Here is a 10860-nt window from a genome sequence, read left to right as displayed (position 1 = left end):
AGTTTCAGGACAAGCGATTTGTTATTCTGGACCGGGGCCAACAAGGCTCGTTCGGTTTGCCCATCGCGATGGGGGCCCATTTTCCCGCGTCGATCCTCGAACAGCCTTTCGACCAGCTCACTGATTCCATCGTTCTTGGAGTTGCGCTACTGGGATTGTCACTGGTTGGAGCCGGTCTACTCGCCCATAGGATCGGACAACCGATCCGCAGGGCAGCAATCGGAGCGCGCGCTGTCGCGAAACTGGATCTGGATGCTGTCGAGGAACTGCCGCGCAGCTCGGTGCGAGAATTGGACGACCTGGCCAGCGGCTTCAATTCCATGGTCAGCGGTCTGGATGCATTTCGGCGTTATGTGCCAAAAGCGCTGGTGCTCAAACTGCTCAGCGAAGGCCGCGCCGACGCACCGCCGGAAGAACGTGAAGTCGCCGTCCTGTTCACAGATATTGCCGGTTTCACCTCTGCTTCAGAAGGCATGTCTGCTTCGCAAACCGCAGCATTCGTGAACCATCACCTGTCGCTTCTGGGCGCTGAGATCAGAAAGAACGGAGGGACGATCGACAAATATATCGGCGATAGTGTCATGGCATTCTGGGGCGCACCGGATCATCTCGACAATCCGGCAGAGCACGCGGCGCGCGCGGCTCTCGGTATGGCCCGTGCGATACGTGAAGACAATTGTCACAGAAGGAACGAGGGTAAACCTCCGATACGTATCCGCATTGGTCTGCATCTCGGTCCCCTCGTGGTCGGTGACATCGGCGCACCAGAACGCGTCAATTACACCGTGATCGGCGATACGGTAAACGCGGCCTCAAGGCTTGAAAGCCTCGGCAAAGAGATCGATCCGGACGCAGATGTGACGATCCTGGTCTCCAAAGAGGTTGCGAAGAAACTGAGTGACGACATTCAGCAGGAACCGATCGGTGCGCAAATGGTCAAGGGCAAGGCGGAACCCATGGAAGTGGTGCGCTTGATCGGTTGAGCAAGACATCACTCATCGAGATCGCAGATCATTCACCCTGCTATCTTACGACCATCCCGCCTTATGGATTTTTCAATGATGTCGACGAAGGTGCCGAATGTCATTTCACCCGACGCGGGGACTGCCGCACTGAACGCGTCGTTCGGGACAAGACAGCCAAGTTCCCTTTCAACGGCCATGATCAGACCAATGGCATCAAGGCTATCTGCCCCCAATCTACTTAGCGTGGTATCCCTGTTGATAATCCACGTGGCCAAATTGAAGTTCCTTGCGGTGATCGCTTTGATTTTATCAAAAATATCAGACATCTAAGACTCAAAAATAAGATAATGAATACATTACAACCAACGGATGCCAGCAAAACTCGTCCGCTGCAAGCATTGTTATTATTTACGATGGTAAAATTATCTTGATGAGGCGGATTTCCACCATTTTTCGATAACAATCGAGTGTTTGGGCTCGCCGAAACACACCAGAACAAGTTCAAACAAACATAGTTTTTTAGGTCATTCCACGACAAGCCAGATCGCCTGGCTATACCTAGCAAACTGCCTCTGCCCAAATTTGAACACCACAATGAACCCAATCTGAACGCGACATTCAGGGCGAGTTCCGAACGCGCCGACTAACTTCCACTTGTCTTCAAAACGCGGCGAGGCCGCACCGACAGGAGGAAGTCCAGATGTTCCGCAAAATTGTTCTCGGCACCACCGCAGCCATTTTTCTTACCGCCGCATCCCTGCCCGTCAGCGCAAACGGCATCAATATCGAGCAATTCGGATTTGGTCACGTTGCAGGCGGCAACCAGAATGGTTTCAACAATCTGATCGGCATTTTCCAAGACGGACATGCCAATGAGACCATCAGCAATCAGTTCGGCAACAGCAATACTACCGCGGTCGGCCAGACCGGAGCACATAACTTTGCCGACACCTGGCAGAACGGCTCGGGCAATTCTGCAGGGGTTGGCCAGTTCGGCACCGACCACAACGCGGTTATGACCCAGGATGGGAACGGCAACATCGCGGCCGGTGTCCAGGTCGGGCACGGTTGCGAAGCATCCGTCAATCAAGCCGGCTCCGGCAATGTTGCCGCCTTTGTCCAAACGTGTCCGTAGGACTTCACCTATCCCTGATGCTTTTGGTGGTCCGGTCAATCCGGCCACCGAAACATCCTCAAGGAGGAAACCATGTTTTCCAATCTTAAAGCCATGAGCCTTGCAGCCCTGATTGCCGGGTTTGGTGCAGTACATTATGCGACAGATACCTCGCAAGCTCATGAAAATACGTCAGAAAATGCATGCGCTATCAACACTGAGACCGGCCGAGGCTCTTTGACCCTGACCGGGATAGCAAAAGGTGAACCCGGCCAGGCCGGCCAGTATCGCTTGACCATCAAAGGCGGCGGCGCAAGTGGAACAACGTCCACCAGTCAAGGTGGAGCCTTCGAAATCGGTCGGGACGGCAAAGCCGAAATCGGTCGCGTTACGCTTGGCAACGACGGCATCTATGACGCCCGACTGCAATACAGGATCGATGGCGCGTCCTTTGAATGCGAGACCCGTATCGGCGATCACATCTGACCATCCTCATTCTTACGAAAGACGCACAAATGACCCGTAAAATCACTCGCTTTATCGCCGCGGCTGCATTGGTCGGTGGACTGACAGCAACGCCAGCCCTTGCCGGAGGCTCCTTTTCCGTAACCTTGAACCCGCAAAACGCTGAACAACAACACCTGATGCGCGCCGGGCTCATCGCAGCTGCTGTGGCCAATGATCTCGGCAAGCAGGGCGGCATCAAGCAAAACGGTTTCGGCAACGCCGCAGGAATCCTTCAGAACGGTTTTGCCAACCACGGCATTGTTTATCAGGACGGTAACGGCCACAACGGCACATTGCAGCAGCATGGCAACAACAATTCTTATGGACTGTTTCAGTTCGGAAGAAACACCAATGGCCACGTCGTTCAAAACGGCCATGGTCAAACAGGAACAACGTTCCAATTCGGGTGGTGAGAACGTGACTGTGCGAAAACCGATTTTGGAACGACGGTCTCATTGGCCGGCCCCGCTGCCCCGCCTTTGGCGGGCGGCGGATTTCATGCCCCAAGCACAGCCGTTTTCGCTATCAGCTCATTCACGCAGAGCATCTTCATCCGGAAGGGCAAATCAATTCAGGACCTGACAAATCTACTGCAATGTCAGGGATGCTTCGCGGACGTTGTTCGTGGCTGCATCGATCTGCGTCGTCGCAGACGATATCACCTGCATGTTCTTGGTGATCAGATCCACCCCCTGGGCCGCGGACTGCATATTTGACGAGATATCGTTGGTGACGGCTGTTTGCTCCTCGACTGCCGTCGATATGCTTGTTGCAATTTCACCGATATTCTTGATCACCGCCATGATTGAGGCAATCGCATCAACTGCATTCTCGGTCGTCTCCTGCACGGAACTGACCTGAGCCGAGATTTCCTCGGTTGCCTTGCTGGTCTGAGAGGCAAGGTTCTTCACTTCAGAAGCGACAACCGCAAAACCTTTGCCAGCCTCGCCGGCCCGGGCAGCTTCAATTGTCGCGTTCAGCGCCAGAAGATTGGTTTGGTCCGCAATCCCGTCGATCAATTCGATGACAGATCCGATCGTCTTGGCATCTTCAGAAAGACCGGACATGATTTCGCTTGAACGTTCGGCCTCACCGACCGCGTTTTGAGACACTTCAAGTGCCACCTGAACCTGCCGGCTGATTTCCTGAATGGACGCGACGAGCTCTTCAGCCGCAGCAGCCACAGTCTGAACGCTGGAAGACGTTTGTTCAGACGCTGAGGCTGATTCATTGGCCTGATGCGAGGCTTCCGAGATGGATTGCGCGATTTCAGACAAGTCTTCGTCAATCTTCTTCTGCGTTTCAACCCGGCGGTGCCGCTCAGTGACCTGTTCCGTGATATCGGAGGCGAATTTTACCACCTTGAACGGTCGTCCGGCCGCATCGTAAATGGGGTTATAGGTTGCCTGGATCCAAATCTCCCGTCCCCCCTTGGCAATCCGCTTGAACTCGTTGGACTTGAATTGACCGGCTGCAAGGTCTTCCCAGAACTGACGGTACTCAGCGCTTTCACGGAAATCGGGTTCAACAAACATTCCATGATGCTGTCCCTGAATTTCTTCCAGAGAGTAACCCATGGCCGACAGAAAATTATCGTTTGCGTCGAGGATCGTGCCATCCAATTCAAAGTGAATGACGGCCTGTGATCGGTTGATCGCGTCCACCTGACCTTCATTATCCGCATTACGCATCTTCTGCGCGGTGATATCCGCGGCAATCTTGACGACTTTTACGACTTTGCCGGCTCCGTTCATGACGGGATTGTACGATGCCTGGATCCAGACATCGTTTCCCTGTTTGTCAAACCGGAGAAACTCGGCGGCTTTGAACTGGCCCTCTGCAAGCTCGTGCCAAAAGTCCACATACTCCTGGCTTTCTGCATAGTCCGGGTCAACAAACAACCGATGATGCTGGCCTTTGATTTCCTCAAGAGCGTAACCCATCGCCCCCAGGAAATTCGGGTTGGCATCCAGAATGACACCATCCGGCGTAAATTCAATCATCGCCTGTGAACGACTGAAAGCGTCAAGGATCGCTTTCGCAGAATTTCGAACCAGAAAAGCCATTCTTTCCCCCACAACAGTGATAATTAAATTAACGCAGCGGAAAGTAAAAAAATTATTGATCTAAACTGATTACAGAAGCGTATTGTAAGGTTTACCTATTTTTCAACTGACAAAACATACCATAAATACATATAAAACAAAGAAAACAACTTTCGATTGAGTGCAGAAACTGAAAATTAGATTTCAGACTTAAGTAAAAATCCTGATAGGCCAGAGATATTCCTGTTATTTGAATTGCACATCTATTCAAGCGGAACTGCTCGCGCGGAATTCGCAATTTTGTTATCGATTGCGAACAGAAACCATGGAGCCAATCAAGCTGAGGAACGTTTCTCTCTTCGGCCGTATCGAACGGTCGCATCGCGCGGCATCCTGATGAGCGCTTGCCCGCAAACACTGGAGAAGGAAGCACCTGATGCAAAACCGCAGACAAGTTTTAAAACTAACGGCAGGCTTCGCGGCGGCAGGCCTTATGACAGGCCTGGGCCCTGCCTGGGCAGGTGGTGATGGTCGAACCGGCAAGTTTTCAGGACGCAGCAACCATGTCACGACCGGCAAGGCTGAACTGACTGGTTCGCGTGTCGTACTTTTCAATGATTTCAGCCTGGATGGTGCACCGGACGCTCGTGTGGGTCTTGGCAAGAACGGCAAATACGACGCCAGAACGGATCTTGGCGCGCTGAAAAACCTGAATGGCAAGCAAAGCTATCGACTGCGCAACGGGATCGACGCAAACGCCTATAACGAAGTCTACATCTGGTGCCGCAAATTCAATGTCCCTCTCGGGGTCGCAAAACTCGGTAATTAGAGCGCATCCGTTAAATGTCGGATCATTTGACCGAAGCACCAACCAAGTTCCAAACCATTACCTCGGCCATCGCGCCGAGGTTGATTTTTTCCTTGAGAAACAAGCCGATGAAAACGAAAAGCCACAGGTCTTATCCTGAAACAGCTCTCCGAGACCGTTCCTTGCGGGTCAAATGAACCTTGGAAGCGGCATAGGCCAAAGCAATCGCCACCGTGACGCTGCCAAGTCCGATCGCAAGATCAGTGTAAGCAGAGAACGGCAAGCGGAAAGCCAGACTGAAAATTTCGATATAACTGACTGTGAATGCGGTAAAGAGGACACCGGCAATCACGAAGGCAATACCATCGCCACCCATAAAACCGCGACGCCTTTTCGCCTGAAAGAACCTCGAAACAATGAAATAGCCGAAAACAGTTGCGCCAAAGATGGCGACATCCAGCATCAGAAGGCTGGCATCGAACAGAATGCTCATCACAGGAATATCCAGAACCATTTCGATTGTTAAAGATCTTGCTGAGCAATCCCGATCCTCAAGACCGGACCGCCTGGTTCGCTGAATTGGAATGGTTTCGTTCAGCAACCCGGCTTAGGTAGGAAACGATTGTTTCACATTCCAGAGCAGCAGGGATTTTTCAAAAATAATTAATCTACTTCTGCCGCCTGCAGTTTGCCTGGCAACAACACCGCCTTTGACCGGTCGAACTTTCTGACAGGAGGCAAGCAGTTCGTTGGGCAAAGAGGCTCTGATTGGTGTTCAGAGCCTCGTCGCACATTGAAGTAGGATCTACTGAACCAGAATATTCCGGAACTGCCAGGGATCATTCTTGTCCAGGTCTTCCTTGAAGAAACCGGGGCGACCGTCGAGCGGTGTCCAATCCGTATAATACCCCTTGACCGGACCAAGATACGGCATTTGGATTTCAAGGCAGCGCTTGTAGTCCATCTCGTCTGTTTCGACGATCCCCGCTTCCGGGTTCTCCAGAGCCCAGGCCATACCAGCTATGACCGCTGAACTTACCTGCAGACCGGTGGCGTTCTGGTTAGGTGCAAGTTTGCGTGTTTCCTCTACCGAAAGCTGGGATCCATACCAGTAGGCATTCTTCTTGTGACCATAAAGAAACACGCCAAGTTCGTCTGTTCCGTCGCGAATTTCATCCTCGGTCAGCACATGCAGTGTCTTCTGCACTTTCCCCGCGGCTCCGAAGAGCTCGTCCAGCGAGAGCACAGCTTCGTCAGCCGGGTGATAGGCATAGTGGCAGGTCGGCCGGTAGGAAACCTTCTTGCCGTTCTCAAGTGTGAAATAGTCGGCGATCGAAATCGCCTCGTTATGTGTCACCAAGAAGCCGAACTGCGCACCAGGCGTTGGGCACCAGCTTCTTACCCGGGTATTTGCGCCAGGCTGCTCAATATAAATCGCCGCGTTGCATCCTTTCTTGTGGCTTTTGGCGTTTTTCGGTTTCCAGGCCTCGTGCGTTCCCCATCCAAGTTCGGCCGGTTGAAAGCCTTCTGACAGGAATCCTTCCACCGACCAGGTGTTCCAGAAGGTATTTGGCGGCTTTGGTTGTTTGGCACGCTGGGTATCACGTTCGGCGATATGAATGCCTTTGACACCAGTCTTCTTCATAAGCTTCGCCCAGCCCTTGCGGTTTTTGGGCTCTTTGAATTTCGTTCCGGTGTCGGCGGCAATATCCACCAGCGCTTTTTTTACCAGCCAGGACACCATGCCAGGATTGGCACCACAGCAGGAAACAGCCGTCGTGCCGCCCGGCTTTCTGGCTTTTTCTTTGCGTACCGTTTCACGCAACGCATAATTTGTACGATCGGCTGCACTGGCGTTTTCGTCGAAGTAGAATCCCGGCCAAGGTTCAACGACCGTGTCGAGATAGAGAACGCCGAGTTTACGGCACAGCTTCATCAGTTCGAGCGAAGAGGTGTCGACAGACAGGTTGACGACAAAACCCTGCCCTTCCCCAGCGCTCAAAATCGGAGTGAGTATGTTTTTATAGTTTTCCGGAGTGAGCGCGACTTTCTGAAACCTGTAGCCCTTGTCTCTCACCAGTTTCGCGTCCGTGTCGACGGGGTCGATCACGGTGAAGCGGCTCTTGTCGAATTTGAAATGACGCTCGATCAACGGCAGAGTGCCTTTGCCGATGGACCCAAGGCCGATCATGACAAGCGGTCCGCTGATAGTGCCGTGAACTGGGTAATTGACCGAGGAAGCAGCTGCTCTGGTGGCCGGCTTTCTGGCAACAGGCTTGCGTGCGAGCGCCTTTTTTGCCGGGGCACCTGCAGCGACAGTCGCCGGTTTCGTTGCTGCAGGCTTTGTTGAGGCCGATCGGGCGGCGACAGGTTTGTTCGCAGTTGATTTGCCGACCGGTGGTTTAGCAGCAGCAGCTTTAACCGCTGCCGGTTTGCTGGCGGTCGGCTTCGTCACAGCGGGTGCCGCTGTCTTTGTAGCGGACGTCTTTGATGCAGGTTTGGTCGCAGTTGGTTTCACAGCGGCTGGCTTTTTCGCCGCAGCGGATTTCGTTGCCGGTTTCCTTGATGTCGCCGGTTTTGCCGAAGGCCTGGATGCGGCGGCGGATCGGCTCGCTGCCGGTTTGCTGGCTGCAGTCCTAGATGCCGCTGCTTTGGTTGCAGGCTTGGCCGTGCCTGCTTTTGCGCTTGCAGTTGGTTTCACAGCGGCTGGCTTTTTCGCCGCAGCGGATTTCGTTGCCGGTTTCCTTGATGTCGCCGGTTTTGCCGAAGGCCTGGATGCGGCGGCGGATCGGCTCGCTGCCGGTTTGCTGGCTGCGGTCTTGGATGCCGCTGCTTTGGTTGCAGGCTTGGCCGTGCCTGTTTTCGCACTTCCAGATGACTTCGCGGCAGCAGGCTTTGCTGCAGATTTTGAGGCAACAGCCGGTTTCTTCGTCGTTGATGATTTTGCTGGCGGCTTGGATGCGGAGGTAGATCTACTTGCCGCCGATTTGCTTGCAGCGGTCTTGGCCGCCGCAGCTTTGGTTGTTGGCTTTGCAGGAGCAGACTTCGCGCTTGTCGAAGCCTTGACAGCGGGTTTTTGGGACGAAGCCGCCTTTGCGGCAGGTTTTCGGGTGTTTTTCGGGGCAGTTTTCCGGGTTGTTTTCTTTGGCGCGCTGCCGCTGGTTTCGTCGGTCATGTTCCAGGCTCCAATCGTTCGCTAAGCGATCGCCGGAAAGCCTGCCTACGTCAAAAATTTCTCAGGCAGCCCTTTTGGAAATCGCCCCATGCACAGAAGCGCACTAGATGCACTTTCGATTAGCAGTGACCGGTTTACGACAGAATTTCAAGTGTTTACTTGAGATTTTCCGGCGACCAAACCTGGGGTCAGACACATTTGTCCGGCAACAAAGATTGCAGAGCGGGTGAAAAGAACTGCGAAGCTGCTTTCTCACCAGCAGCTGAAATTTCTCCACTCAGCAATGACAATTGACCGGAAACGATTTCCAATCCCAGAAAACGGTCATGGGCGACTGGCCCTGGAAGAGTGATCCGGTTCAACAATCCCGCCGAGAATCCGAAGCGGGTATAATAGCGCTGATCCCCGACCAGGATCACAGACCCGTGGCCATGGACGGCAACCTGGTTGAGCGCATGGCGCAAAAGCCGATCGCCAACTTGCCGTCCCCGGCACTCCGGGGCAACGGCAAGTGGTCCGAGCAACAGACTTTGAGTTCCGTTGCGGTCCGCCACGGACCACAGCCGCACCGTCCCGGCCAGAAGGCCGGCCTCGTTCAGAGCGGCAAAGGCGAATACCGGCAACCGGCCTTCGCGCAACCGCTCCGACGTTTTTGCGAACCGGTCCTCACCAAAGCACCGGTCGAGCAAAAGTTCACGCGCGCCGAAATGCTCCGGCGCCTCGTTAACGATCGAGATCATGGTTCAGGTTCCTAGATGACGAAGGACGCCAGTGGTGCGAAACCGTTAAAACCAACTGAGGAATAGGTTGTGGTGTAGGCACCACAGGCCTCGATCAGCACCTTGTCACCAATCGAAAGACTGACCGGCAACTCATAGGGTGTTTTTTCGTAGAGCACGTCCACGCTGTCGCAAGTCGGACCGGCCAACACGCAGGGAGTTTTCGCATCCCCGTCTTTCGGCGTGCGGATCGGATAGCGGATCGCTTCGTCCATGGTCTCGGCCAGCCCATGAAATTTGCCGATATCGAGATAAACCCAGCGCACGTCGTCCTGCTCGGATTTTCTCGAGATCAGAACAACCTCCGCCTCGATAACACCCGCATTTCCGACCATGCCGCGGCCCGGCTCAATGATTGTGGATGGCAACCGGTTCCCGAAATGCTTGGTCAGAGCATGAAAAATCGCCTCGCCGTAACTCGGCACACCGGGAATGTCCTTCAGGTACCGGGTCGGGAACCCACCACCCATATTGACCATTTTCAATTCGATGCCGCGCAGCGCCATTTCCTTGAAGACGTCGGACGCCATGGCGAGAGCGAAATCCCAGGCTTGCAGGTTGGCTTGCTGGGAGCCGACATGGAAGGAGACGCCGTAGGCAACAAGACCGAGACGATGGGCGTGTTCAAGGACGTCGGACGCCATGTCCGGATCGCAGCCGAATTTGCGGGAGAGCGGCCATTCGGCACCGGCACCGTCGCACAGGACCCTGCAGAAGACTTTTGCACCCGGGGCGACGCGGGCGATTTTTTCAACTTCTTCGACGCAGTCGACCGCAAAGAGCCGGACGCCATATGCAAAGGCACGCGCAATGTCCTTCTCCTTCTTGATGGTATTGCCGTAGGAAATGCGATCGGCTGCAGCACCTGTCGCAAGAACCATTTCAATTTCACCGACGGAAGCGCAGTCAAACGACGAACCGAGGCTCTCCAAAAGGGACAGGATCTCCGGCGCCGGGTTGGCTTTCACCGCGTAGTAAACGGATGTGTCCGGCAGCGACCTGGCAAATGCCTGGAAATTGTCACGCACGATGTCGAGATCGACAACAACACAGGGACCATCGTCGTCGCGTCGTCGCAGGAAGTCGCGGATACGTTCGCTCATGGGGATTTCCCCTCTCAATTCTGGCCGCATACACGCTTATGCCAATGAGGCGCGCTGCAGGTTCACGTCGCAGGGTGCTGCAATACCCACCGGGCCTCCCCCGGGATGGAACCGGAGGCCGGGTTGACTGCAGCGACGGTTGGGCAATTGCAGCTGACGAACAGCGCAACGCTTTCCCGCGTCGGAAATGCCGTTGATTGGATCGGAAATACCGAGCCGCACGTCGGGCAAGGATGTAACAAGTGCCTCTTCAGTGACGCCGGAGGTTGGATACCCCGGCAGAGACCAAAAAAGCCCTCTTACGTCGTTGCTTTAAGCCGTACGGATCTGCTGCCCGCCCCTTGGCGGTGTATGTGGCAGCGGC

At 54.4% G+C, this 10860-nt stretch carries 12 protein-coding genes; 6 read left to right on the top strand and 6 right to left on the bottom strand.

Annotated features, from left to right (window positions below; genetic code table 11):
- Positions 1-983 (top strand): adenylate/guanylate cyclase domain-containing protein (locus tag K5905_RS01395; protein WP_297579345.1); only part of this gene is annotated, 983 nt, incomplete at its 5' end.
- 32 nt (positions 984-1015) lie between these two features.
- Here K5905_RS01395 and K5905_RS01390 read toward each other — a convergent pair.
- On the bottom strand, positions 1016-1291 hold the full coding sequence (locus K5905_RS01390; protein WP_297579343.1) for a phosphopantetheine-binding protein: 276 nt from the start codon (positions 1289-1291) through the stop codon (positions 1016-1018).
- 374 nt (positions 1292-1665) lie between these two features.
- Here K5905_RS01390 and K5905_RS01385 point away from each other — a divergent pair, with 374 nt between their 5' ends.
- From K5905_RS01385 to K5905_RS01375, 3 genes are all read left to right on the top strand, one after another.
- Complete coding sequence (locus K5905_RS01385; RefSeq protein WP_297579341.1) at positions 1666-2100, top strand: curlin; 435 nt, start codon at positions 1666-1668, stop codon at positions 2098-2100.
- A gap of 72 nt (positions 2101-2172) precedes the next feature.
- On the top strand, positions 2173-2565 hold the full coding sequence (gene csgH, locus K5905_RS01380) for a curli-like amyloid fiber formation chaperone CsgH (RefSeq protein WP_297579339.1): 393 nt from the start codon (positions 2173-2175) through the stop codon (positions 2563-2565).
- Positions 2566-2594: 29 nt separating this feature from the next.
- Positions 2595-2999, top strand: coding sequence for a curlin (locus K5905_RS01375; protein ID WP_297579336.1), 405 nt, complete (start codon positions 2595-2597; stop codon positions 2997-2999).
- A 174-nt stretch (positions 3000-3173) separates the two neighbouring features.
- Here K5905_RS01375 and K5905_RS01370 read toward each other — a convergent pair whose 3' ends face one another.
- Positions 3174-4652 carry a PAS domain-containing methyl-accepting chemotaxis protein gene (locus K5905_RS01370; protein ID WP_297579333.1) on the bottom strand — a complete coding sequence of 493 codons (1479 nt, stop codon included), beginning with the start codon at positions 4650-4652 and terminating at the stop codon, positions 3174-3176.
- A 415-nt stretch (positions 4653-5067) separates the two neighbouring features.
- Here K5905_RS01370 and K5905_RS01365 point away from each other — a divergent pair, with 415 nt between their 5' ends.
- On the top strand, positions 5068-5460 hold the full coding sequence (locus tag K5905_RS01365; protein ID WP_297579330.1) for a DM13 domain-containing protein: 393 nt from the start codon (positions 5068-5070) through the stop codon (positions 5458-5460).
- Between the two features lie 130 nt (positions 5461-5590).
- Here K5905_RS01365 and K5905_RS01360 read toward each other — a convergent pair whose 3' ends face one another.
- The gene (locus K5905_RS01360; RefSeq protein WP_297579327.1) at positions 5591-5932 is read right to left on the bottom strand and encodes an MHYT domain-containing protein; all 342 of its coding nucleotides are present in this window, start codon (positions 5930-5932) and stop codon (positions 5591-5593) included.
- Between the two features lie 312 nt (positions 5933-6244).
- Positions 6245-7630 carry a homospermidine synthase gene (locus K5905_RS01355; RefSeq protein WP_297579325.1) on the bottom strand — a complete coding sequence of 462 codons (1386 nt, stop codon included), beginning with the start codon at positions 7628-7630 and terminating at the stop codon, positions 6245-6247.
- A 37-nt stretch (positions 7631-7667) separates the two neighbouring features.
- Here K5905_RS01355 and K5905_RS01350 point away from each other — a divergent pair, with 37 nt between their 5' ends.
- Positions 7668-8639 (top strand): hypothetical protein, encoded by a 972-nt coding sequence (locus tag K5905_RS01350; RefSeq protein WP_297579321.1) that lies wholly within the window; start codon positions 7668-7670, stop codon positions 8637-8639.
- Positions 8640-8802: 163 nt separating this feature from the next.
- Here the strand turns inward: K5905_RS01350 and K5905_RS01345 are convergent, their stop codons facing one another.
- Together K5905_RS01345 and K5905_RS01340 are read right to left on the bottom strand one after the other, a co-directional pair.
- A complete protein-coding gene (locus tag K5905_RS01345) occupies positions 8803-9354 on the bottom strand; it encodes a GNAT family N-acetyltransferase (RefSeq protein ID WP_297579318.1) in 552 nt (183 codons plus the stop codon).
- A gap of 11 nt (positions 9355-9365) precedes the next feature.
- The gene (locus K5905_RS01340; RefSeq protein WP_297579315.1) at positions 9366-10496 is read right to left on the bottom strand and encodes a type III PLP-dependent enzyme; all 1131 of its coding nucleotides are present in this window, start codon (positions 10494-10496) and stop codon (positions 9366-9368) included.
- Between the last annotated feature and the right edge of the window lie 364 nt (positions 10497-10860).

It is taken from the genome of Roseibium sp. (assembly GCF_025698965.1).
Classification (GTDB): Bacteria; Pseudomonadota; Alphaproteobacteria; order Rhizobiales; family Stappiaceae; genus Roseibium.
This window is presented reverse-complemented; position numbering and strand designations above follow the sequence as displayed.

Coding starts and splice junctions, on each gene's coding strand:
- K5905_RS01390 (WP_297579343.1), bottom strand. CDS start 1,291: ATGTCTGATATTTTTGATAAAATCAAAGCGATCACCGCAAGGAACTTC.
- K5905_RS01385 (WP_297579341.1), top strand. CDS start 1,666: ATGTTCCGCAAAATTGTTCTCGGCACCACCGCAGCCATTTTTCTTACC.
- csgH (WP_297579339.1), top strand. CDS start 2,173: ATGTTTTCCAATCTTAAAGCCATGAGCCTTGCAGCCCTGATTGCCGGG.
- K5905_RS01375 (WP_297579336.1), top strand. CDS start 2,595: ATGACCCGTAAAATCACTCGCTTTATCGCCGCGGCTGCATTGGTCGGT.
- K5905_RS01370 (WP_297579333.1), bottom strand. CDS start 4,652: ATGGCTTTTCTGGTTCGAAATTCTGCGAAAGCGATCCTTGACGCTTTC.
- K5905_RS01365 (WP_297579330.1), top strand. CDS start 5,068: ATGCAAAACCGCAGACAAGTTTTAAAACTAACGGCAGGCTTCGCGGCG.
- K5905_RS01360 (WP_297579327.1), bottom strand. CDS start 5,932: ATGAGCATTCTGTTCGATGCCAGCCTTCTGATGCTGGATGTCGCCATC.
- K5905_RS01355 (WP_297579325.1), bottom strand. CDS start 7,630: ATGATCGGCCTTGGGTCCATCGGCAAAGGCACTCTGCCGTTGATCGAG.
- K5905_RS01345 (WP_297579318.1), bottom strand. CDS start 9,354: ATGATCTCGATCGTTAACGAGGCGCCGGAGCATTTCGGCGCGCGTGAA.
- K5905_RS01340 (WP_297579315.1), bottom strand. CDS start 10,496: ATGAGCGAACGTATCCGCGACTTCCTGCGACGACGCGACGACGATGGT.